Origin of the sequence: Pseudomonas sp. 13B_3.2_Bac1, from assembly GCF_025466205.1 — a bacterium.
In the GTDB taxonomy this organism is placed as follows: Bacteria; Pseudomonadota; Gammaproteobacteria; order Pseudomonadales; family Pseudomonadaceae; genus Aquipseudomonas; species Aquipseudomonas fluorescens_H.
On the sequence record NZ_JANLOG010000128.1, the window covers coordinates 1 to 22,352 of the forward strand.

Below are 22,352 nucleotides of genomic sequence, written 5' to 3' on the forward strand. Positions count from 1 at the left end.
GAGTTTTAATCTGGATTTTGAGGAAGGTTTTATGGAATGGCTCCCCCACATCACCGTCGCCACCATCGTCGAAGACAACGGCCGCTTCCTGATGGTCGAAGAACACAAGGCCGGGCGTAACGTGCTCAATCAGCCGGCCGGCCACCTGGATCCGAACGAAACCCTGATCGAAGCTGCCGTCCGCGAAACCCTCGAGGAAACCGGCTGGGACGTCGAACCCACCGGCGTGGTCGGGATTTACCTGTACACCGCGCCGAGCAACGGCGTGACTTATCAACGCGTGTGCTTCAGCGCCAAAGCGGTGAAACACCACCCGGACTATCAACTCGACGATGGCATCGTCGGCGCCAAGTGGTTGACCCGCAGCGAATTAATCGCCCAGCGCGACAACTGGCGCAGCGAGCTGATCATCCGTTGCATCGACGACTATCTGGCCGGCCATCACTTCAGTCTCGAACTGATCCGCCCTTCTCTTTAGCCTTGAGGCCGTGAGCCTGATAGAATCGCGTCCTTTTTCAAGACACTCATTGAATCCCTATGCGTGATCCAGCCCCTTCTGACACATCCAAGAAGCGCGTCATTGTCGGCATGTCCGGCGGCGTGGACTCTTCCGTTTCCGCTCTCCTGCTGATCGAGCAGGGTTACGAGGTGGAAGGCCTGTTCATGAAGAACTGGGAAGAAGACGACGGAACGGAGTACTGCACCGCCATGGACGACCTGGCGGATGCCCAGGCCGTGTGCGACAAGATCGGCATCAAGCTGCACACCGCCAACTTCGCCGCCGAGTACTGGGACAACGTGTTCGAGCACTTCCTGGCCGAATACAAGGCCGGTCGCACGCCGAACCCGGACATCCTGTGCAACCGCGAGATCAAGTTCAAGGCGTTCCTCGACTACGCCATGATGCTTGGCGCCGACCTGATCGCCACCGGCCACTATGTGCGCCGTCGCGACATCGATGGTCGTACCGAACTGCTCAAGGGCCTCGATCCGAACAAGGACCAGAGCTATTTCCTGCACGCTGTCGGCGGCGAACAGATCGCCAAGACCCTGTTCCCGGTCGGCGAACTGGAAAAGCCCGAAGTCCGCGCCATTGCCGAGAAATACGAGCTGGCGACCGCCAAGAAGAAGGATTCCACCGGGATCTGCTTCATCGGCGAGCGACGTTTCAGCGACTTCCTCAAGCAATACCTGCCGGCGCAACCGGGCGAGATCAAGACCACCGAAGGCGAAGTCATCGGTCGTCACCACGGTTTGATGTACCACACCATCGGCCAGCGTCAGGGCCTGGGCATCGGCGGCCTGAAAGATGCCGGCGACGAGCCGTGGTACGTGCTGCGCAAGGATCTGGACACCAACGAGCTGATCGTCGGCCAGGGCAACAACCATCCGTGGCTGTTCTCCAGCGCCCTGCTCGCTTCGGAAATCTATTGGGTCAACCCGATCGACCTGAGCCAGCCGCTGCACCTCACCGCCAAAGTGCGTTATCGCCAGAGCGATCAGGCCTGCACCCTGGAAAAAACCGCCAGCGGCTACCGCGCCGTGTTCGACGAACCGCAGCGCGCGGTGACCCCGGGCCAGTCCGTGGTGTTCTACGACGGTGAAATCTGCCTCGGTGGTGGCGTGATCGAAGTCGCCGAGCCGTGGAGCGGCCAGGCATGAGCCCGACTCAGGAGCAACTGACGGCGCTGGGCGGCGTGTTTCTCGCCGCCGTGCTGGTTGACCGCATTGCCAAGACCGGGCAGACCAGCGAGGCCGGCCTGAGCTGCATGCTCGGCAGCCTGCTGGTACGCGACCCGAAGGACACACTGGACGTGTACGGCGGCGACGACCTCAATCTGCGCGAGGGTTATCGGGCATTGATCGGCGCCCTCGAGCGCGACCCGAGCACCCTGCAACGCGAACCGCTGCGCTATGCCCTGTCGATGCTCGGCCTGGAACGCCAACTGGCCAAACGTGACGACATGCTCGACACCATTGGCAAGCGCCTGCCGCAGATCCAGTCGCAGGTCGAACACTTCGGCCCGGCCCACGAAAACGTGATCGCCGCCTGCGGTGCGCTGTATCAGGACACCCTGAGCACCCTGCGCCAGCGGATTCAGGTACATGGCGACATGCGCAACCTGCAGCAGCCGAGCAACGCCTCGAAGATCCGCGCCCTGCTGCTGGCCGGCATCCGTTCGGCACGCCTGTGGCGACAGCTCGGCGGGCACCGCTGGCAGTTGGTGATCAGCCGGCGCAAGCTGCTCAAAGAGCTGTATCCGTTGATGCGCAGCGAGTAAATCGTCGCGCAATAAAAGTTTTGTAGTCTGTAGCGCGTAATACGCCGGTCAGTTGGCAACGGACCGGCGGATTTTTTCATGTATGATACGCGCCCCATTTCGTTGCCCGACTGTCCGAGAACACCCCATGCAGCTCTCTTCGCTCACTGCGGTTTCCCCTGTTGACGGCCGCTACGCCGGCAAAACCCAGGCCCTGCGCCCGATTTTCAGCGAGTACGGCCTGATCCGTGCCCGCGTCCTGGTTGAAGTGCGCTGGCTCCAGCGCCTGGCCGCCCACGCCGGTATCCCGGAAGTGCCAGCCTTCTCCGCCGAGGCCAACGCCGTTCTCAATGAACTGGCTGAAAACTTCTCGTTGGAGCACGCCGAGCGCGTCAAAGAGATCGAGCGCACCACCAACCACGACGTCAAGGCGATCGAATACCTGCTCAAGGAGCAGGCGGCCAAGCTGCCGGAGCTGGCCAAGGTCAGCGAATTCATCCACTTTGCCTGCACCAGCGAAGACATCAACAACCTGTCCCACGCCCTGATGCTGCGCGAAGGCCGCGACGACGTGATGCTGCCGCTGATGCGCCAGACCGCCAACGCCATCCGCGAACTGGCGATCCGTTTCGCCGACGTGCCGATGCTGTCGCGCACCCACGGTCAGCCGGCCTCGCCGACCACCTTGGGCAAAGAACTGGCGAACGTGGTTTACCGTCTCGAGCGCCAGATCGCTCAAGTCGCTGCCGTGCCGCTGCTGGGCAAGATCAACGGCGCCGTGGGCAACTACAACGCGCACCTGTCGGCCTACCCGCAGATCGACTGGGAAGCCAACGCCCGCGCCTTCATCGAAGACGAGCTGGGCCTGGGCTTCAACCCGTACACCACGCAGATCGAACCGCACGACTACATCGCCGAGCTGTTCGACGCGATTGCGCGCTTCAACACCATCCTGATCGACTTCGACCGTGACATCTGGGGCTACATCTCCCTGGGTTACTTCAAGCAGCGCACCATCGCCGGCGAAATCGGTTCGTCGACCATGCCGCACAAGGTCAACCCGATCGACTTCGAAAACTCCGAAGGCAACCTGGGCATCGCCAACGCACTGTTCCAGCACCTGGCGAGCAAACTGCCGATCTCCCGCTGGCAGCGTGACCTGACCGACTCCACCGTACTGCGCAACCTCGGTGTGGGCTTCGCTCACAGCGTGATCGCCTACGAAGCCAGCCTCAAAGGCATCAGCAAACTGGAGCTCAACGAGCAGAAGATCGCCGCTGACCTCGACGCCTGCTGGGAAGTGCTGGCCGAGCCGATCCAGACTGTAATGCGTCGCTACAACATCGAAAACCCGTACGAAAAGCTGAAAGAACTGACCCGCGGCAAGGGCATCAGCCCGGAAGCGCTGCAGACTTTCATCGACGGCCTGGACATGCCAGCCGAAGCGAAAGCCGAGCTGAAACAGCTGACTCCAGCCAACTACATCGGCAACGCTGTAGCGCAAGCCAAACGCATCTGATTCACCGCTTGACCCGTTTGAGACGCCCGGCCGCGCCGGGCGTTTTTATTCCCGTCTGAAAAATGCTTTTTTTCAATAGGTTACACATGAATCCTGATACTCCTCTTCAACTTCTGGGCGGTCTCACGGCGCGCGAATTCATGCGCGATTACTGGCAGAAAAAGCCGCTGCTGATCCGTCAGGCCATTCCTGACTTCGAAAGCCCGATCGACGCCGATGAACTGGCCGGCCTGGCCCTTGAAGAAGAGGTCGAGTCGCGCCTGGTGATCGAGCACGGCGAGCGTCCGTGGGAGCTGCGTCGCGGCCCGTTCGCCGAAGACGAATTCAGCAAACTGCCAGAAAAAGAGTGGACCCTGCTGGTTCAGGCCGTTGATCAATTCGTTCCGGAAGTCAGCGAGCTGCTGGAAAACTTCCGCTTCCTGCCGAGCTGGCGCGTCGATGACGTGATGATCAGCTTCGCCGCCCCGGGTGGCAGCGTTGGTCCGCACTTCGACAATTACGACGTGTTCCTGCTGCAAGGCCACGGCCAGCGCAACTGGAAGATCGGCCAGATGTGCGACTCCGAGAGCCCGCTGCTGCAACACGCGGATCTGCGCATTCTCGCCGAATTCCACGAGACCGAAGAGTGGGTGCTGGATCCGGGCGACATGCTCTACCTGCCGCCGCGTCTGGCTCACTGCGGTGTCGCCGTGGACAACTGCATGACCTACTCGGTTGGTTTCCGTGCGCCAAGCGCCTCGGAAGTGCTGACCCACTTCACCGACTTCCTCAGCCAGTTCCTGACTGACGAAGAACGCTACACCGACGCCGATGCGAAACCGGTCAGCGATGATCCACATCAGATCCAGCACGACGCACTCGGCCGCCTGAAAAGCCTGCTCGCCGAGCACATGAGCGACGAACGCCTGCTGCTGACCTGGTTCGGCCAGTACATGACCGAGCCGCGCTACCCGGAACTGGTGGTCGGCCCGGAAGACGTTGAAGAAGATGACTTCCTCAATGCCCTGCAGGACGGCGCGGTGCTGATCCGCAACCCGAGTGCGCGCCTGGCCTGGTCGGAAGTCGATGACGACCTGCTGCTGTTCGCCAGCGGCCAGAGCCGTTACCTGCCGGGCAAGCTGCGCGAACTGCTGAAGATGATCTGCGCCGCCGATGCACTGCATGTCGACAACCTCGGCGAGTGGCTGAACGACGAAGACGGTCGCGGCCTGCTGTGCGAGCTGGTCAAACAAGGCAGCCTGGGATTTGCCGATGAATAAGATTCGCGTACGTGTCGCAGACTGGCAAAAGGACAACGCCGAGATCCGGCGCATTCGTGAAACGGTGTTCATCGCCGAACAATCGGTGCCACCCGAGCTTGAATGGGACGCCGATGACGCGACCGCCGTGCATTTTCTGGCGTTCGAAGGCGACTTTCCGATCGGCACCGCCCGCCTGCTGCCCGACGGGCACATTGGCCGGGTTTCGGTGCTGAAGGACTGGCGCGGCATGAAGGTAGGCGATGCGCTGATGCAAGCGGTCATCGCTGAAGCCGAAGCCCGTGGCCTGCAGCAGCAGATGCTCAGCGCCCAGGTACAGGCCACGGCGTTCTATGAGCGCCTGGGCTTCAGCCTGGTCAGCGAGGAATTCCTTGAAGCCGGGATTCCGCACGTCGATATGGTTCGCCATTCGGCCTGAGACCGCGGCGCGGCTTTCGCGAGCAAGCTCGCTCCCACAGTTGATCTGCATTAGACACAGATTGTGTGTCAGACAGAGATTCAATGTGGGAGCGAGCTTGCTCGCGAAGAGGCCAGCAAAAACACCACAAAACGCCCCGACATCAACCGATGCCGGGGCGTTTTGCTGTCTACGATTCAACTTGCCCCACCCCGGGCCGACAAACTGGCAATATCAAGCCTTTCGAAAGCGGAGATAACGGACATGTCCCTACGCACCCTGCTCACCACCCTGCTGCTCGGCTGCAGCCTGTCGGTGATGGCAGCCACAGAAATCGTGCCTCTCAAGTACCGCACCAGCGCCGACATGCTGCCGATGGCGCAGGACTTCATCGGCAAGGACGGCCAGGTCAGCGCCTACGGCAACCAACTGATCATCAAGGCTGAGCCTGACAAGATCCAGGAAGTCAAAGCGCTGATCACCCAGCTCGACACTGCGCCCAAACGCCTGCTGATCACCGTCGATACCAACGAAAACAACCAACAGAACACTGGCGATCAACAAACCCGGATCATCAACTACAGCACCGCCAGCCGTGATGGCGGCATCCAGCAGATTCAGGCCAGCGAAGGCGCACCGGCATTGATCCAGGTCGGCCAGAGCGTGCCGATCACCAGCAGCCAGAGCAATTCCTACGGCGATTACAGCAGCCAGACGCAATATCGCAACGTCACCCAGGGTTTCTACGTGACAGCCAGCGTCACCGGCGACATCGTTCATCTGGCGATCAGCACCAATCGTGACCGAATGAGCCAGGAACGTCCCGATGTAGTGAACGTGCAAAGTACCGACACAACCGTCAGCGGACGCTTGGGCGAATGGATTACCCTGGCCGGGGTGAACCGCGAAACCCAGGCCGACAAACAGGGCGCGACCCGCAGCTACTCGACTCAAGGCCGGGATGACATGACGCTGCGGGTCAAAGTCGATTCCCTGGACTAAAGCACCGAAAACTGACTGATTAGTCGTATTAGACGAAAGATGTAGTGCTTGAAAAAAAGCACTACAAAACGTTTGACGGGCCAAAAAAGCGAAGGCATGATGGCCTCGCTCCCGCTAATCAGAGGCCCTGGCAAGGGCCTTCGAAGCGATGTTCGCACCTACCCCGCGAACCGCTTCGTGTCTGTACCGCCCACAAGGTGTGTTTGACGAGGTTGTCGACTGGAACGAAGTTGTCCCGAGGGACGGAAGCGTTATTAGGTAACCCGGCACCACACTGATGTTCGTACCAAGGCCCACGACGCCTGAATGCGCCCGCAGTCCGCCTTTACCTGCTCACTTCCCCTCGAGCCCATCGTTCATCCCGTCGCCTCCCCCGCCGAATCCGACTTGACCACCTAAGCTTCTGGTCAGCGAGCGCAGGAATTTTCCACCGCAGAACAACTTTTCATAAAGACGCGACGAGGTTTATCTCCATGGCACTGACACGCGAACAGCAAATTGCAGCCCTTGAAAAAGACTGGGCTGAAAACCCGCGCTGGAAAGGCGTGACTCGCACTTACTCCGCTGCTGACGTCGTCCGTCTGCGTGGCTCGGTTCAACCTGAGCACACTTTCGCGAAAATGGGCGCCGAGAAGCTGTGGAACCTGGTGACCCAGGGTGCCAAGCCGTCCTTCCGCCCAGAGAAAGATTTCGTCAACTGCATGGGCGCCCTGACCGGCGGCCAGGCTGTTCAGCAGGTCAAGGCCGGTATCCAGGCGATCTACCTGTCGGGCTGGCAGGTGGCTGCGGACAACAACTCCGCAGAATCGATGTACCCGGACCAGTCGCTGTACCCGGTGGACTCGGTGCCAACCGTGGTCAAGCGCATCAACAACTCGTTCCGTCGTGCCGACCAGATCCAGTGGAAAGCCGGCAAGAACCCGGGCGACGAAGGCTACATCGACTACTTCGCACCAATCGTGGCTGACGCTGAAGCCGGTTTCGGCGGCGTGCTGAACGCCTACGAGCTGATGAAAAGCATGATCGAAGCAGGCGCCGCCGGCGTTCACTTCGAAGACCAACTGGCTTCCGTGAAGAAATGCGGCCACATGGGCGGCAAGGTACTGGTTCCGACTCAGGAAGCGGTACAAAAGCTGACCGCTGCTCGTCTGGCGGCTGACGTTGCCGGTACGCCGACCATCATCCTGGCCCGCACCGACGCCAACGCGGCTGACCTGCTGACTTCGGACTGCGACCCGTACGACCAGCCGTTCGTGACTGGCGAACGTACTCAGGAAGGTTTCTACAAAGTTCGCGCCGGTCTGGATCAAGCGATCGCCCGTGGCCTGGCTTACGCGCCTTACGCCGACCTGATCTGGTGCGAAACCGCCAAGCCGGATCTGGAAGAAGCCCGCCGCTTCGCTGAAGCGATCAAGAAGGAATACCCGGACCAACTGCTGTCGTACAACTGCTCGCCTTCCTTCAACTGGAAGAAAAACCTGGACGACGCGACCATCGCCAAGTTCCAGCGCGAACTGTCCGCCATGGGCTACAAGCACCAGTTCATCACCCTGGCCGGCATTCACAACATGTGGCACAGCATGTTCAACCTGGCGCACGACTACGCCCGCAACGACATGACTGCCTACGTGAAGCTGCAAGAGCAGGAATTCGCTGACGCCGCCAAGGGTTACACCTTCGTGGCTCACCAGCAGGAAGTGGGTACGGGCTACTTCGACGACATGACCACCGTGATTCAGGGTGGCTCGTCGTCGGTGACCGCGCTGACCGGTTCGACCGAAGAAGAACAGTTCCACTGATTCGGCTTCGCTGAGCAAACGGCCTTTGCGGATCGGATGGAAAGCTAACCGCAAAGCCGCAAGACTGACGCCCCGACTGGTTCGGGGCGTTTTTTTTGCGCGCCGATTTCCCAAAGACCACAACCCCCCCCTGTAGGAGTGAGCCTGCTCGCGATAGCGGTGGGTCAGTCAATGCATGTGCTAGCTGACAAACCGCTATCGCGAGCAGGCTCACTCCTACAGGGATCGACGTCGCCCGGACAAAAACATTGATCCAGAGCGGTACGAACGCCAGAAAAATCAGCTAAAACTGGCGCCACCGCTACTTGCAGTAACAGGCATATAAGACAACTTTCTGTTTACTGCACCGCTAAACAGTTACAAAACCACTCCAAACGATATCAATTATCATTTAGCAGCAACTATGTTCGTTACATTTCCTACAAAACATAATTCGCGGAAACCCGGCTAATGCCCGCACTGCATGGGCTACAGGGCATTGGAGGTGCGCTATGTCCTTATTCCAATAAATAATTTCGCTATAGGAATTTTACTTGCCGGGTGTTTAGCCATAAAATCAGCGCGATTGATTGCTGCGACATATCGTCACTGCCTTATTTCTTTATCAAGCTCAGAGACCTTTGCTCTCTGTTAAGGATTACCAGCATGCCCGAAGCGACAGGACTCATGGCCCACAACTGGGGCTTTGCCATTTTCCTTCTGGGTGTAGTCGGCCTGTGTGCCTTCATGCTCGGCGTCTCCAGCCTCCTCGGGTCAAAAGCCTGGGGCCGCAGCAAAAACGAACCGTTCGAGTCCGGCATGCTACCTACCGGTGGCGCCCGCTTGCGGCTCTCAGCCAAATTCTATCTGGTCGCGATGCTGTTCGTGATCTTCGATATCGAAGCCCTCTTTCTCTTTGCATGGTCTGTGTCCGTCCGCGAAAGCGGCTGGACCGGATTCGTCGAAGCTCTCGTTTTCATAGCAATTCTGTTGGCAGGTCTTGTCTACCTGTTCCGAGTGGGCGCCCTTGACTGGGCTCCGGAAGCTCGTCGCAAGCGGCAGGCGAAGCTGAAACAATGAGGCTTTGGCAATGCAATACAATCTCACCAGAATCGACCCAGATGCTCCTAACGAGCAGTATCCGATTGGCGAACGGGAAACCGTTTCCGATCCGTTAGAGGATCAAGTTCACAAAAACATTTTCATGGGCAAGCTCGAAGACGTGCTGAGTGGCGCGGTCAACTGGGGGCGAAAAAACTCCCTGTGGCCGTACAACTTCGGCCTTTCGTGCTGCTACGTGGAAATGACCACCGCCTTCACGGCGCCCCACGACATCGCGCGCTTTGGCGCCGAAGTGATCCGGGCATCACCGCGTCAGGCCGACTTCATGGTTATCGCCGGTACCTGCTTCATCAAGATGGCGCCGATCATTCAGCGTCTCTACGAGCAGATGCTCGAGCCGAAGTGGGTTATCTCCATGGGTTCGTGCGCCAACTCCGGTGGCATGTACGACATCTACTCCGTGGTTCAAGGGGTGGACAAGTTCCTGCCCGTGGACGTCTACGTACCTGGCTGCCCGCCTCGTCCAGAAGCATTCCTGCAAGGCTTGATGCTGTTGCAGGAATCGATTGGACAGGAGCGTCGTCCGCTTTCCTGGGTCGTTGGCGATCAAGGCGTTTATCGCGCCGACATGCCTTCGCAAAAGGAACAGCGCCGCGAACAGCGAATCGCAGTCACCAACCTGCGCAGCCCTGACGAAGTCTGATCCAGTCTGTTTCAAAGAAACGAGAAGCTGGCTTCATTCTTTACGTTGACCGAAAGCGAAAAAATAACCATGACTACAGGCAGCGCTCTGTACATCCCGCCTTATAAGGCAGACGACCAGGATGTGGTCGTCGAATTGAACAACCGTTTTGGCGCCGAAGCGTTCACCGCTCAGTCGACCCGCACCGGCATGCCGGTGCTGTGGGTGGCGCGCGCCAGACTTGTCGAAGTCCTGACCTTCCTGCGCAACCTGCCCAAGCCGTACGTCATGCTCTATGACTTGCACGGCGTGGACGAGCGTCTGCGCACCAAGCGTCAAGGGCTGCCATCGGGCGCCGACTTCACCGTGTTCTATCACCTCATGTCGCTTGAGCGTAATAGTGACGTGATGATCAAAGTCGCCTTGTCCGAAAGCGACCTGAGCTTGCCGACCGTCACCAGCATCTGGCCGAACGCCAACTGGTACGAGCGTGAAGTCTGGGACATGTTCGGCATCGACTTCAAAGGCCACCCGCACCTGTCGCGCATCATGATGCCGCCGACCTGGGAAGGTCACCCGCTGCGCAAGGACTTCCCGGCGCGCGCCACCGAATTCGATCCGTTCAGCCTCAACCTCGCCAAGCAGCAGCTTGAGGAAGAAGCCGCGCGCTTCCGTCCTGAAGACTGGGGCATGAAGCGTTCCGGGGCCAACGAGGACTACATGTTCCTCAACCTGGGCCCGAACCACCCTTCGGCGCACGGTGCGTTCCGCATCATTCTGCAACTCGATGGCGAAGAGATCGTCGACTGCGTACCGGACATCGGTTACCACCACCGTGGTGCCGAGAAGATGGCCGAGCGTCAGTCCTGGCACAGCTTCATCCCGTACACCGACCGTATCGACTACCTCGGCGGCGTGATGAACAACCTGCCGTACGTGCTCTCGGTCGAGAAGCTGGCCGGCATCAAGGTACCCGAGAAGGTCGACGTCATCCGCATCATGATGGCCGAGTTCTTCCGGATCACCAGCCACCTGCTGTTCCTGGGGACCTACATCCAGGACGTCGGCGCCATGACCCCGGTGTTCTTCACCTTCACCGACCGCCAGAAGGCGTACACGGTGATCGAAGCCATTACCGGTTTCCGTCTGCACCCGGCCTGGTACCGCATCGGTGGCGTCGCCCACGACCTGCCGCGCGGCTGGGACAAACTGGTGAAAGACTTCGTTGAATGGCTGCCAAAACGCCTCGACGAATACACCAAGGCTGCCCTGCAGAACAGCATCCTCAAAGGCCGGACCATCGGCGTCGCGCAGTACAACACCAAAGAAGCCCTGGAATGGGGCGTCACCGGTGCCGGCCTGCGTTCGACCGGTTGCGACTTCGACCTGCGTAAAGCGCGTCCATACTCCGGCTACGAGAACTTCGAATTCGAAGTACCGCTGGCCGCCAACGGCGATGCCTACGATCGCTGCATGGTCCGCGTCGAAGAAATGCGCCAGAGCATCAAGATCATCGACCAGTGCATGCGCAACATGCCGGAAGGCCCGTACAAGGCGGATCACCCGCTGACCACGCCGCCGCCGAAAGAGCGCACGCTGCAGCACATCGAAACCCTGATCACGCACTTCCTGCAAGTTTCGTGGGGTCCGGTCATGCCGGCCAACGAATCCTTCCAGATGATCGAAGCGACCAAGGGCATCAACAGTTATTACCTGACGAGCGACGGCGGCACCATGAGCTACCGTACCCGGATCCGCACTCCGAGCTTCCCGCACCTGCAACAGATCCCTTCGGTGATCAAAGGCAGCATGGTCGCGGACTTGATTGCGTACCTGGGTAGTATCGACTTCGTTATGGCCGACGTGGACCGCTAAGCATGAACAGCACGCTTATCCAGACAGACCGTTTCACCTTGAGTGAAACCGAGCGCTCGGCCATCGAGCACGAGCTGCATCACTACGAAGACCCGCGCGCGGCGTCGATCGAAGCCCTGAAGATCGTTCAGAAAGAACGCGGCTGGGTGCCGGATGGCGCCCTGTACGCGATCGGCGAGATCCTCGGAATCCCGGCCAGCGACGTTGAAGGCGTGGCGACGTTCTACAGCCAGATCTTCCGTCAGCCGGTCGGCCGCCACATCATTCGCGTCTGCGACAGCATGGTCTGCTACATCGGCGGCCACGAGTCGGTGGTCAGCGAAATCCAGAACAATCTGGGCATCGGCCTGGGTCAGACCACCGCCGACGGTCGTTTCACCCTGCTGCCTGTCTGCTGCCTCGGCAACTGCGACAAGGCACCGGCGCTGATGATCGACGACGACACCTTTGGCGACGTGCAGCCTGCCGGCGTGGCCAAACTGCTCGAGGGCTACGTATGACCCTGACATCTTTCGGTCCTGCCAACCGCATCAAGCGTTCGGCCGAGACTCACCCGCTGACCTGGCGTCTGCGTGATGACGGCGAAGCCGTGTGGCTCGACGAATACCAGGCCAAGAACGGTTACGCCGCTGCGCGCAAAGCCTTCGCCGACATGGCTCAGGACGACATCGTCCAGACCGTGAAAGACGCCGGCCTCAAAGGCCGCGGCGGTGCAGGCTTCCCCACTGGCGTGAAGTGGGGCCTGATGCCCAAGGACGAATCCATCAACATCCGCTACCTGCTGTGCAACGCGGATGAAATGGAACCGAACACCTGGAAAGACCGCATGCTGATGGAGCAACTGCCCCATCTGCTGATCGAAGGCATGCTGATCAGTGCCCGCGCACTGAAAACCTACCGTGGCTACATCTTCCTGCGTGGCGAGTACACCACCGCCGCCAAGCACCTCAACCGTGCCGTGGAAGAAGCCAAGGCGGCAGGTCTGCTGGGCAAGAACATTCTGGGCAGCGGCTTCGATTTCGAGCTGTTCGTCCACACCGGCGCCGGGCGTTATATCTGCGGTGAAGAAACCGCGCTGATCAACTCCCTCGAAGGCCGCCGCGCCAACCCGCGCTCCAAGCCGCCCTTCCCTGCCGCCGTTGGCGTCTGGGGCAAGCCGACCTGCGTAAACAACGTTGAAACCCTGTGTAACGTGCCGGCGATCATTGCCGACGGCGTTGACTGGTACAAATCGTTGGCCCGCGAAGGCAGCGAAGACATGGGCACCAAGCTCATGGGCTTCTCCGGCAAGGTCAAGAATCCGGGCCTGTGGGAACTGCCATTCGGCGTCACCGGGCGCGAGCTGTTCGAAGACTACGCCGGCGGCATGCGCGACGGTTACAAGCTCAAGGCCTGGCAACCAGGTGGCGCCGGTACCGGTTTCCTCCTGCCGGAACACCTCGACGCACAAATGTACGCCGGCGGCATCGCCAAAGTGGGCACCCGGATGGGTACCGGCCTGGCGATGGCGGTGGACGACAGCGTCAACATGGTCTCCTTGCTGCGCAACATGGAGCAGTTCTTCGCCCGCGAGTCCTGCGGCTTCTGCACCCCGTGCCGTGATGGCCTGCCATGGAGCGTCAAGCTCTTGATGGCCATCGAAGAAGGCCGTGGTCAGCCAGGCGATATCGAGACCCTGCTGGGTCTGGTCGGCTTCCTCGGCCCAGGCAAGACCTTCTGTGCTCACGCACCGGGTGCCGTGGAGCCGTTGGGCAGTGCCATCAAATACTTCCGTCCAGAGTTCGAAGCCGGTATCGCGCCTGCAAGCGCCGCCGTCCCGCCTCTGGCAAGGCCGATCGTAGTCGGCGCGTAAACGCTTAAAAGGCGAAGGGTCCGTGCCCTTCGCCTTTCGTCCGATGACGCCTTTCGGGGCTGACTGGATTCGGACGGATAACAAGATTCCATTAGCCACGCCCGCTGACACCGGGCCAACGAAGACCTTTGAACCATGGCCACTATCCACGTAGACGGCAAAGCGCTCGAAGTCGACGGGGCAGACAACCTGTTACAGGCATGTCTGTCGCTGGGCCTCGACATCCCTTATTTCTGCTGGCACCCCGCGCTTGGTAGCGTCGGGGCCTGCCGCCAGTGCGCGGTCAAGCAGTACACCGACGAGAACGACACCCGTGGTCGCATCGTCATGTCCTGCATGACGCCTGCCACCGACAACACCTGGATCTCCATCGACGATGAAGAATCCAAGGCGTTCCGCGCCAGTGTTGTCGAATGGCTGATGACCAACCACCCGCACGACTGCCCTGTGTGCGAAGAAGGCGGTCACTGCCACCTGCAAGACATGACGGTGATGACCGGCCACAACGAGCGCCGTTATCGCTTCACCAAGCGCACCCACCAGAACCAGCAACTGGGCCCGTTCATTTCCCACGAAATGAACCGCTGCATCGCCTGCTACCGCTGCGTGCGTTTCTACAAGGACTACGCCGGCGGCACCGACCTCGGTGTCTTCGGCGCCCACGACAACGTGTACTTCGGTCGCGTTGAAGACGGCACCCTCGAAAGCGAGTTCTCCGGCAACCTCACTGAGGTCTGCCCGACTGGTGTGTTCACCGACAAGACTCACTCCGAGCGCTACAACCGTAAATGGGACATGCAGTTCTCGCCGAGCATCTGCCATGGCTGCTCCAGCGGTTGCAACATATCCCCGGGCGAGCGTTACGGCGAACTGCGTCGCATCGAAAACCGTTTCAACGGTTCGGTGAACCAGTACTTCCTGTGCGACCGCGGCCGTTTCGGTTATGGCTACGTCAACCGCACCGACCGTCCACGTCAGCCAATGCTGGCCGACGGCACCAAGCTGGGCCTGGATCAGGCGCTGGACAAGGCGGCCGATCTGCTGCGCGGGCGCAACATCGTCGGTATCGGTTCGCCACGCGCCAGCCTCGAAAGCAACTACGCGCTGCGTGAACTGGTCGGCGCCGAGCACTTCTACTCCGGTATCGAGGCCTCCGAACTGGAGCGCATCCGTCTGGTCCTGCAAGTGCTCAAAGACAGCCCGCTGCCCGTGCCGAACATGCGCGACATCGAAGACCACGACGCCGTTTTCGTCCTCGGTGAAGACCTGACCCAGACCGCCGCCCGTATGGCGCTGTCCCTGCGTCAGTCGGTCAAGGGCAAAGCTGAAGACATGGCCGAAGCCATGCGCGTTCAGCCGTGGCTCGACGCTGCGGTGAAGAACATCGGTCAGCACGAACTGAACCCGCTGTTCATCGCCAGCCTGGCCGAAACCAAGCTCGACGACATCGCTGAAGAATGCGTACACGCAGCTCCGGATGATCTGGCGCGCATCGGTTTCGCCGTGGCCCACGCCCTGGACGCCAGCGCCCCGGCCGTTGAAGGTCTGGACGCGGAAGCCCAGGAACTGGCCAAGCGCATTGCTGATGCCCTGCTCGCGGCCAAACGTCCGCTGATCATCGCCGGTACTTCGCTGGGCTCCAAAGCCTTGATCGAAGCGGCGGCGAACATCGCCAAAGCCCTGAAGCTGCGCGAGAAGAACGGTTCGATCAGCCTGATCGTGCCGGAAGCCAACAGCCTTGGCCTGGCCATGCTCGGTGGCGAATCGGTCGACGCGGCGCTGCAAGCCGTGATCGATGGCCAGGCCGACGCCATCGTCGTGCTGGAAAACGATCTGTACACCCGCACCTCCAAAGCCAAGGTCGATGCCGCGCTGAACGCTGCGAAAGTAGTGATCGTTGCCGACCACCAGAAGACCGCCACCACTGACCGCGCGCAACTGGTTCTGCCAGCGGCGAGCTTCGCTGAAGGCGACGGTACGCTGGTCAGCCAGGAAGGTCGCGCCCAGCGCTTCTTCCAGGTTTTCGATCCGCAATACATGGATGCGAGCATTCTGGTTCACGAAGGCTGGCGCTGGCTGCACGCCCTGCGCTCGACCCTGCTGAACCAGCCGATCGACTGGACGCAACTCGACCACGTCACCGCTGCCGTGGCTTCGAGCACCGAGCAACTGGCACGTATCGTCGACGCCGCACCGTCTGCCGCGTTCCGCATCAAGGGTCTGAAACTGGCGCGTGAGCCGCTGCGTTATTCCGGTCGCACCGCGATGCGCGCCGACATCAGCGTCCACGAACCACGCACCCCGCAAGACAAAGACACCGCGTTCGCCTTCTCCATGGAAGGTTACTCGGGTTCGGCTGAACCACGTCAGCAAGTGCCATTCGCCTGGTCCCCGGGCTGGAACTCGCCACAAGCGTGGAACAAGTTCCAGGACGAAGTCGGTGGTCACCTGCGCGCTGGCGACCCGGGCACCCGCCTGATCGAAAGCACTGGCGATTCGCTGAACTGGTTCGCCGCTGCTCCGCGCGCCTTCAACCCGGCGCCGGGCACCTGGCAAGCCGTGCCGTTCTACCACCTGTTCGGCAGCGACGAAAACTCGTCGAAAGCCGCGCCGGTGCAGGAACGCATCCCGGCTCCGTACGTGGCTCTGGCCAAATCCGAAGCGGATCGCCTGGGCGTCAACGACGGTGCTCTGCTGAGCCTGAACGTGGCCGGCCAGACCCTGCGTCTGCCGCTGCGCATCAATGAAGAACTGGGCGCTGGTCTGGTGGCCTTGCCTGCGGGCATCGCCGGCATTCCACCGGCATTCGCCGGCCTGTCCGTCGACGGTCTGCAGGAGGCAGCGCAATGACCTGGTTCACCCCTGAAGTGATCGATGTGATCCTGACGGTCATCAAAGCCATCGTGATTCTGCTGGCCGTCGTGGTCGCGGGCGCGTTGCTCAGCTTTGTCGAACGTCGCCTGCTGGGCTGGTGGCAGGACCGTTACGGTCCGAACCGCGTTGGCCCGTTCGGCATGTTCCAGATCGCCGCCGACATGCTGAAGATGTTCTTCAAGGAAGACTGGACCCCGCCGTTTGCCGACAAGGTGATCTTCACCCTGGCACCGGTGGTGGCCATGTCCGCCCTGCTGATCGCGTTCGCGATCATCCCGATCACCCCGACCTGGGGCGTGGCGGATCTGAACATCGGCCTGCTGTTCTTCTTCGCCATGGCCGGTCTGTCGGTCTACGCGGTGCTGTTCGCCGGCTGGTCGAGCAACAACAAGTTCGCCCTGCTCGGCAGCTTGCGTGCCTCGGCGCAGACCGTGTCCTACGAAGTGTTCATGGGCCTGTCCCTGATGGGCATCGTGGTGCAGGTCGGCTCGTTCAACATGCGCGACATCGTCGAGTACCAGGCGCAGAACCTGTGGTTCATCATTCCGCAGTTCTTCGGCTTCTGTACCTTCTTCATCGCTGGCGTAGCCGTGACTCACCGTCACCCGTTCGACCAGCCGGAAGCGGAACAGGAACTGGCCGACGGTTACCACATTGAATACGCCGGTATGAAATGGGGCATGTTCTTCGTCGGTGAATACATCGGCATCATCCTGATCTCGGCGCTGCTGGTCACCCTGTTCTTCGGTGGCTGGCACGGTCCGTTCGGCATCCTGCCGCAACTGTCCTTCGTCTGGTTCGCACTGAAGACCGCGTTCTTCATCATGCTGTTCATCCTGCTGCGCGCTTCCATCCCGCGTCCGCGTTATGACCAGGTGATGGATTTCAGCTGGAAATTCTGCCTGCCACTGACCCTGATCAATTTGCTGATAACCGCTGCGGTTGTGTTGTGGAACACACCTGCGGTTGCGGTTCAGTGAGGATTTGACCCATGTTCAAATATATTGGCGACATCGTTAAGGGTACCGGTACCCAGTTGCGCAGCCTGGTCATGGTCTTCGGCCATGGCTTCCGCAAGCGCGACACCCTGCAATACCCGGAAGAGCCGGTCTACCTGCCGCCACGCTACCGTGGTCGCATCGTCCTGACCCGTGACCCCGATGGCGAAGAGCGTTGCGTAGCCTGCAACCTGTGCGCCGTGGCTTGCCCGGTAGGTTGCATCTCGCTGCAGAAAGCTGAAACCGAAGACGGTCGCTGGTACCCGGACTTCTTCCGTATCAACTTCTCGCGCTGCATTTTCTGCGGTCTCTGCGAGGAAGCCTGTCCGACCACCGCAATCCAGTTGACCCCGGATTTCGAGATGGCCGAGTTCAAACGTCAGGACCTGGTGTACGAGAAAGAAGATCTGCTGATCTCCGGCCCCGGCAAAAACCCTGATTACAACTTCTATCGTGTTGCAGGTATGGCAATCGCTGGCAAGCCGAAAGGCTCTGCGCAGAACGAAGCCGAACCGATCAACGTGAAGAGCTTGCTGCCTTAAGGAAGAACGATGGAATTCGCTTTCTATTTCGCATCGGGTATCGCGGTGGTGTCCACGCTTCGTGTGGTCACCAACACCAACCCTGTGCACGCCCTGCTCTACCTGATCATCTCGTTGATCGCCGTGGCCATGACCTTCTTCGCACTCGGCGCACCGTTCGCCGGCGTGCTGGAAGTGATCGCCTACGCCGGCGCCATCATGGTGCTGTTCGTGTTCGTGGTGATGATGCTGAACCTGGGCCCGGCCTCGGTTCAGCAGGAACGCACCTGGCTCAAGCCCGGTATCTGGGCCGGGCCGGTGATTCTCGCTGCCCTGCTGCTGGCCGAACTGCTGTATGTGCTGTTCGCTCACCAGAGCGGCCAGGCCATCGGCCACACCACCGTCGATGCAAAAGCCGTGGGCGTCAGCCTGTTCGGTCCGTATCTGCTGGTGGTCGAACTCGCCTCGATGCTGCTGCTCGCCGCAGCCGTCACGGCGTTCCATTTGGGCCGTAACGAGGCGAAGGAGTAAGACATGCCTGCTATCCCTCTCGAACATGGATTGGCCGTTGCCGGGATCCTGTTCTGCCTTGGTCTGGTCGGCCTGATGGTCCGCCGCAACATTTTGTTCGTGTTGATGAGTCTGGAAGTGATGATGAACGCCTCTGCACTGGCCTTCATCGTTGCAGGCGCCCGTTGGGGCCAACCGGATGGACAGATCATGTTCATCCTGGTGATCAGCCTGGCAGCCGCCGAGGCCAGTATTGGCCTGGCGATCCTGCTGCAACTGTATCGCCGCTTCCACACGCTCGATATCGACGCTGCCAGTGAGATGCGCGGATGAACCTAATCTTTCTGACTTTTGTATTCCCTCTGATCGGTTTCCTGCTGCTGTCGTTCTCCCGTGGACGATGGTCGGAAAACCTCTCGGCGCTGATCGGCGTGGGTTCCATTGGCTTGTCGGCGATTGTCGCCGCCTACGTCATCTGGCAATTCAATGTCGCACCGCCCGAAGGCGGTCACTACACCCTGGTGCTGTGGAAGTGGATGGCGGTCGAAGGCTTCAAGCCTGACTTCGCTCTCTACGTCGACGGCCTGTCGATCACCATGCTCGGCGTGGTGGTGGGCGTGGGTTTCCTGATCCACCTGTTCGCGTCCTGGTACATGCGCGGCGAAGCGGGTTACTCGCGCTTCTTCTCGTACACCAACCTGTTTATCGCCAGCATGCTGTTCCTGGTGCTCGGCGATAACCTGTTGTTCCTGTACTTCGGCTGGGAAGGCGTGGGTCTGTGCTCGTACCTGTTGATCGGTTTCTACTACAGCAACCGCAACAACGGTAACGCCGCACTCAAGGCCTTCATCGTGACCCGGATCGGCGACGTGTTCATGGCCATCGGCCTGTTCATCCTGTTCCAGCAAGTGGGCACGTTGAACATCCAGGAACTGCTGGTGCTGGCACCGCAGAAATTCCAGGTCGGCGACTTCTGGATCACCCTGGCGACCCTGATGCTGCTGGGTGGTGCGGTCGGTAAATCGGCGCAACTGCCACTGCAAACCTGGCTTGCGGACGCAATGGCCGGTCCGACCCCGGTGTCGGCACTGATCCACGCTGCAACCATGGTGACCGCCGGTGTCTACCTGATCGCCCGTACCCACGGTCTGTTCACCCTGGCGCCGGAAATCCTGCACCTGGTCGGCATCGTCGGTGGTGTGACGCTGGTTCTCGCAGGTTTCGCCGCACTGGTACAAACCGACATCAAACGCATCCTCGCCTACTCGACCATGAGCCAGATCGGCTACATGTTCCTGGCGCTGGGCGTTGGTGCCTGGGATGGCGCGATTTTCCACCTGATGACCCACGCTTTCTTCAAGGCCCTGCTGTTCCTTGCGTCCGGTGCGGTGATCGTTGCCTGCCATCACGAGCAGAACATCTTCAAGATGGGCGGTCTGTGGAAAAAACTGCCACTGGCCTACGCCAGCTTCATCGTCGGTGGTGCCGCTCTGGCCGCCCTGCCACTGGTCACCGCCGGTTTCTACTCCAAGGACGAAATCCTCTGGGAAGCGTTCGCCAGCGGCAACCACGGTCTGCTCTACGCAGGTCTGGTCGGTGCGTTCATGACTTCGCTGTACACCTTCCGCCTGATCTTCATCACGTTCCACGGTGAAGCCAAGACTGAAGCCCACGCCGGTCACGGCATCGCTCACTGGCTGCCACTGTCGGTACTGATCGTGCTGTCGACCTTCATCGGCGCGATGATCGTTCCACCGCTGCACGGCGTACTGCCGGAAAGCGTTGGCCATGCCGGTGGCGAAGCCAAGCACAGTCTGGAAATCGCTTCGGGCGCCATCGCCCTGGCCGGTATCCTGCTGGCGGCCCTGCTGTTCCTCGGCAAGCGTCGCTTCGTGACGGCGATCGCCAACAGCGGCATCGGCCGTTTCCTTTCGGCCTGGTGGTTCGCTGCCTGGGGCTTCGACTGGATCTACGACAAACTGTTCGTCAAGCCGTACCTTGCGATCAGCCATGTACTGCGCAGAGACCCGCTCGACCAGACCATCGGTCTGATCCCGCGTATGGCCAAAGGCGGTCACACCGCCCTGAGCCGCACCGAGACCGGTCAACTGCGTTGGTATGCCGCCTCGATGGCTGCTGGTGCCGTGCTGGTAATCGGCGCCATCGTGCTGGTAGCGGTCTGATATGAACCTTGCGAATTTGCGAAAGGAAACGAGCCCGTCATGATTCTGCCTTGGCTAATCCTGATCCCCTTCATCGGCGGCCTGCTGTGCTGGATGGGTGAGCGCTTCGGCGCTACCCTCCCCCGCTGGATTGCGCTGTTGACCATGACCCTGGAACTCGCCCTCGGCCTCTGGCTGTGGGCCCACGGTGACTATTCATTTGCTCCGGCGCCTGGCGCCGATCCGACCTGGGCGCTTGAGTTCAAGCACGTCTGGATCCAGCGCTTCGGCATCAACGTGCACCTGGCCCTCGACGGCCTGTCGCTGTTGATGATCCTGCTGACCGGCCTGCTGGGTATCCTCTCGGTACTCTGCTCGTGGAAAGAGATTCAACGTCACGTTGGCTTCTTCCACCTGAACCTGATGTGGATCCTGGGCGGCGTGGTCGGCGTGTTCCTCGCCCTCGACCTGTTCATGTTCTTCTTCTTCTGGGAAATGATGCTGGTGCCGATGTACTTCCTCATCGCGCTCTGGGGTCACAGTTCTTCGGACGGCAAGAAAACCCGGATCTACGCAGCGACCAAGTTCTTCATCTTCACTCAGGCTTCCGGCCTGATCATGCTGGTGGCGATCCTCGGTCTGGTGCTGGTCAACTTCAACAACACTGGCGTGATTACCTTCAACTACGCCGACCTGTTGAAGACCAAGATGTCGATGACCACCGAGTACATCCTGATGCTCGGCTTCTTCATCGCCTTCGCGGTCAAGCTGCCCGTGGTGCCGTTCCACTCGTGGTTGCCTGATGCCCACGCCCAGGCGCCGACTGCCGGTTCCGTCGACCTCGCCGGTATCCTGCTGAAAACCGCTGCCTACGGTCTGCTGCGTTTCGCCCTGCCGCTGTTCCCGAACGCTTCGGCCGAGTTCGCGCCGATCGCCATGACCCTCGGTCTGATCGGGATCTTCTACGGTGCGTTCCTCGCTTTCGCGCAAACCGACATCAAGCGTCTGATCGCCTTCTCGTCCGTTTCCCACATGGGCTTCGTACTGATCGGCATCTACTCCGGCAGCCAACTGGCACTGCAAGGTGCAGTGATCCAGATGCTGGCGCACGGTCTGTCGGCCGCGGCACTGTTTATCCTCAGCGGTCAGCTGTACGAGCGTCTGCACACCCGTGACATGCGTGAGATGGGCGGTCTGTGGTCGCGTATCGCTTACCTGCCGGCGATCAGCCTGTTCTTCGCCGCCGCTTCGCTGGGTCTGCCGGGTACCGGTAACTTCGTCGGCGAGTTCCTGATCCTGATCGGTACGTTCGCCAGTGCGCCATGGATCACCGCGATTGCCACTTCCGGTCTGGTGTTCGGTTCGGTCTACTCGCTGATCATGATTCACCGTGCCTACTTCGGTCCGTCGAAATCGGATTCGATCCTGCACGGCATGGACGGTCGCGAACTGATCATGGTGCTGGGCCTTGCGGTGCTGCTGATTTACCTCGGCGTCTACCCGCAACCGTTCCTCGACACTTCCGCCGCCACGATGCATGGCGTGCAGCAGTGGCTCGGCACCGCCTTCACTCAACTCGCTTCGGCCCGGTAAGAGCGCT

At 60.4% G+C, this 22,352-nt stretch carries 20 protein-coding genes; all 20 read left to right on the forward strand.

Annotated features, from left to right (window positions below; genetic code table 11):
- Positions 1-31: 31 nt before the first annotated feature.
- The 20 genes from NTD85_RS21250 to nuoM all read left to right on the forward strand — a co-directional run bounded on the left by NTD85_RS21250 (position 32) and on the right by nuoM (position 22,345).
- Entirely contained in the window at positions 32-478 is a 447-nt protein-coding gene (locus NTD85_RS21250; RefSeq protein ID WP_003223828.1) for an NUDIX hydrolase, read from the forward strand.
- Positions 479-537: 59 nt separating this feature from the next.
- On the forward strand, positions 538-1,662 hold the full coding sequence (gene mnmA, locus NTD85_RS21255; protein WP_262143139.1) for a tRNA 2-thiouridine(34) synthase MnmA: 1,125 nt from the start codon (positions 538-540) through the stop codon (positions 1,660-1,662).
- On the forward strand, positions 1,659-2,282 hold the full coding sequence (gene hflD / locus NTD85_RS21260) for a high frequency lysogenization protein HflD (protein WP_003223824.1): 624 nt from the start codon (positions 1,659-1,661) through the stop codon (positions 2,280-2,282). Before mnmA ends, hflD begins: the two co-directional genes overlap by 4 nt.
- Positions 2,283-2,409: 127 nt before the next feature.
- On the forward strand, positions 2,410-3,780 hold the full coding sequence (gene purB / locus NTD85_RS21265; protein WP_003223822.1) for an adenylosuccinate lyase: 1,371 nt from the start codon (positions 2,410-2,412) through the stop codon (positions 3,778-3,780).
- A gap of 86 nt (positions 3,781-3,866) precedes the next feature.
- Positions 3,867-5,039, forward strand: coding sequence for a cupin domain-containing protein (locus tag NTD85_RS21270; RefSeq protein WP_262143140.1), 1,173 nt, complete (start codon positions 3,867-3,869; stop codon positions 5,037-5,039).
- Complete coding sequence (locus NTD85_RS21275; RefSeq protein WP_003223818.1) at positions 5,032-5,457, forward strand: GNAT family N-acetyltransferase; 426 nt, start codon at positions 5,032-5,034, stop codon at positions 5,455-5,457. Before NTD85_RS21270 ends, NTD85_RS21275 begins: the two co-directional genes overlap by 8 nt.
- 243 nt (positions 5,458-5,700) lie before the next feature.
- Positions 5,701-6,438 carry a secretin N-terminal domain-containing protein gene (locus NTD85_RS21280; protein ID WP_201138135.1) on the forward strand — a complete coding sequence of 246 codons (738 nt, stop codon included), beginning with the start codon at positions 5,701-5,703 and terminating at the stop codon, positions 6,436-6,438.
- A gap of 473 nt (positions 6,439-6,911) precedes the next feature.
- Positions 6,912-8,237, forward strand: a complete 1,326-nt coding sequence (gene aceA, locus NTD85_RS21285) for an isocitrate lyase (RefSeq protein ID WP_003223815.1) — start codon at positions 6,912-6,914, stop codon at positions 8,235-8,237.
- 645 nt (positions 8,238-8,882) lie between these two features.
- A complete protein-coding gene (locus tag NTD85_RS21290) occupies positions 8,883-9,296 on the forward strand; it encodes an NADH-quinone oxidoreductase subunit A (RefSeq protein ID WP_003223812.1) in 414 nt (137 codons plus the stop codon).
- Between the two features lie 10 nt (positions 9,297-9,306).
- Complete coding sequence (locus NTD85_RS21295) at positions 9,307-9,981, forward strand: NuoB/complex I 20 kDa subunit family protein (protein ID WP_003223809.1); 675 nt, start codon at positions 9,307-9,309, stop codon at positions 9,979-9,981.
- Between the two features lie 69 nt (positions 9,982-10,050).
- The gene (nuoC, locus tag NTD85_RS21300) at positions 10,051-11,835 is read left to right on the forward strand and encodes an NADH-quinone oxidoreductase subunit C/D (protein WP_003223807.1); all 1,785 of its coding nucleotides are present in this window, start codon (positions 10,051-10,053) and stop codon (positions 11,833-11,835) included.
- Positions 11,836-11,837: 2 nt separating this feature from the next.
- Entirely contained in the window at positions 11,838-12,335 is a 498-nt protein-coding gene (gene nuoE, locus NTD85_RS21305) for an NADH-quinone oxidoreductase subunit NuoE (protein WP_003223804.1), read from the forward strand.
- Positions 12,332-13,687: an NADH-quinone oxidoreductase subunit NuoF gene (gene nuoF / locus NTD85_RS21310; protein ID WP_027614663.1), complete on the forward strand. Its 1,356-nt coding sequence runs from the start codon at positions 12,332-12,334 to the stop codon at positions 13,685-13,687. Before nuoE ends, nuoF begins: the two co-directional genes overlap by 4 nt.
- Positions 13,688-13,822: 135 nt before the next feature.
- A complete protein-coding gene (gene nuoG / locus NTD85_RS21315; RefSeq protein WP_262143141.1) occupies positions 13,823-16,537 on the forward strand; it encodes an NADH-quinone oxidoreductase subunit NuoG in 2,715 nt (904 codons plus the stop codon).
- Positions 16,534-17,541, forward strand: coding sequence for an NADH-quinone oxidoreductase subunit NuoH (nuoH, locus tag NTD85_RS21320; protein ID WP_003223797.1), 1,008 nt, complete (start codon positions 16,534-16,536; stop codon positions 17,539-17,541). Before nuoG ends, nuoH begins: the two co-directional genes overlap by 4 nt.
- 11 nt (positions 17,542-17,552) lie before the next feature.
- Positions 17,553-18,101, forward strand: coding sequence for an NADH-quinone oxidoreductase subunit NuoI (nuoI, locus tag NTD85_RS21325; RefSeq protein WP_003223795.1), 549 nt, complete (start codon positions 17,553-17,555; stop codon positions 18,099-18,101).
- A gap of 9 nt (positions 18,102-18,110) precedes the next feature.
- Positions 18,111-18,611 carry an NADH-quinone oxidoreductase subunit J gene (gene nuoJ, locus NTD85_RS21330; RefSeq protein WP_003223793.1) on the forward strand — a complete coding sequence of 167 codons (501 nt, stop codon included), beginning with the start codon at positions 18,111-18,113 and terminating at the stop codon, positions 18,609-18,611.
- 3 nt (positions 18,612-18,614) lie between these two features.
- Positions 18,615-18,923 carry an NADH-quinone oxidoreductase subunit NuoK gene (nuoK, locus tag NTD85_RS21335; protein ID WP_003223790.1) on the forward strand — a complete coding sequence of 103 codons (309 nt, stop codon included), beginning with the start codon at positions 18,615-18,617 and terminating at the stop codon, positions 18,921-18,923.
- The gene (gene nuoL / locus NTD85_RS21340; RefSeq protein ID WP_083366307.1) at positions 18,920-20,773 is read left to right on the forward strand and encodes an NADH-quinone oxidoreductase subunit L; all 1,854 of its coding nucleotides are present in this window, start codon (positions 18,920-18,922) and stop codon (positions 20,771-20,773) included. The genes nuoK and nuoL overlap by 4 nt, the downstream gene beginning before the upstream one ends.
- Positions 20,774-20,812: 39 nt before the next feature.
- Positions 20,813-22,345: an NADH-quinone oxidoreductase subunit M gene (nuoM, locus tag NTD85_RS21345; protein ID WP_003223785.1), complete on the forward strand. Its 1,533-nt coding sequence runs from the start codon at positions 20,813-20,815 to the stop codon at positions 22,343-22,345.
- Positions 22,346-22,352 lie beyond the last annotated feature (7 nt).

Excerpts from the sequence above, each read along its gene's own strand:
- nuoI (WP_003223795.1), top strand. The coding sequence starts at position 17,553 with ATGTTCAAATATATTGGCGACATCGTTAAGGGTACCGGTACCCAGTTG.
- NTD85_RS21290 (WP_003223812.1), top strand. The coding sequence starts at position 8,883 with ATGCCCGAAGCGACAGGACTCATGGCCCACAACTGGGGCTTTGCCATT.
- nuoE (WP_003223804.1), top strand. The coding sequence starts at position 11,838 with ATGAACAGCACGCTTATCCAGACAGACCGTTTCACCTTGAGTGAAACC.
- NTD85_RS21275 (WP_003223818.1), top strand. The coding sequence starts at position 5,032 with ATGAATAAGATTCGCGTACGTGTCGCAGACTGGCAAAAGGACAACGCC.
- nuoM (WP_003223785.1), top strand. The coding sequence starts at position 20,813 with ATGATTCTGCCTTGGCTAATCCTGATCCCCTTCATCGGCGGCCTGCTG.
- NTD85_RS21280 (WP_201138135.1), top strand. The coding sequence starts at position 5,701 with ATGTCCCTACGCACCCTGCTCACCACCCTGCTGCTCGGCTGCAGCCTG.
- NTD85_RS21270 (WP_262143140.1), top strand. The coding sequence starts at position 3,867 with ATGAATCCTGATACTCCTCTTCAACTTCTGGGCGGTCTCACGGCGCGC.
- nuoG (WP_262143141.1), top strand. The coding sequence starts at position 13,823 with ATGGCCACTATCCACGTAGACGGCAAAGCGCTCGAAGTCGACGGGGCA.
- nuoK (WP_003223790.1), top strand. The coding sequence starts at position 18,615 with ATGCCTGCTATCCCTCTCGAACATGGATTGGCCGTTGCCGGGATCCTG.
- nuoL (WP_083366307.1), top strand. The coding sequence starts at position 18,920 with ATGAACCTAATCTTTCTGACTTTTGTATTCCCTCTGATCGGTTTCCTG.
- purB (WP_003223822.1), top strand. The coding sequence starts at position 2,410 with ATGCAGCTCTCTTCGCTCACTGCGGTTTCCCCTGTTGACGGCCGCTAC.
- nuoC (WP_003223807.1), top strand. The coding sequence starts at position 10,051 with ATGACTACAGGCAGCGCTCTGTACATCCCGCCTTATAAGGCAGACGAC.
- mnmA (WP_262143139.1), top strand. The coding sequence starts at position 538 with ATGCGTGATCCAGCCCCTTCTGACACATCCAAGAAGCGCGTCATTGTC.
- nuoH (WP_003223797.1), top strand. The coding sequence starts at position 16,534 with ATGACCTGGTTCACCCCTGAAGTGATCGATGTGATCCTGACGGTCATC.
- NTD85_RS21295 (WP_003223809.1), top strand. The coding sequence starts at position 9,307 with ATGCAATACAATCTCACCAGAATCGACCCAGATGCTCCTAACGAGCAG.
- hflD (WP_003223824.1), top strand. The coding sequence starts at position 1,659 with ATGAGCCCGACTCAGGAGCAACTGACGGCGCTGGGCGGCGTGTTTCTC.
- nuoF (WP_027614663.1), top strand. The coding sequence starts at position 12,332 with ATGACCCTGACATCTTTCGGTCCTGCCAACCGCATCAAGCGTTCGGCC.
- aceA (WP_003223815.1), top strand. The coding sequence starts at position 6,912 with ATGGCACTGACACGCGAACAGCAAATTGCAGCCCTTGAAAAAGACTGG.
- NTD85_RS21250 (WP_003223828.1), top strand. The coding sequence starts at position 32 with ATGGAATGGCTCCCCCACATCACCGTCGCCACCATCGTCGAAGACAAC.
- nuoJ (WP_003223793.1), top strand. The coding sequence starts at position 18,111 with ATGGAATTCGCTTTCTATTTCGCATCGGGTATCGCGGTGGTGTCCACG.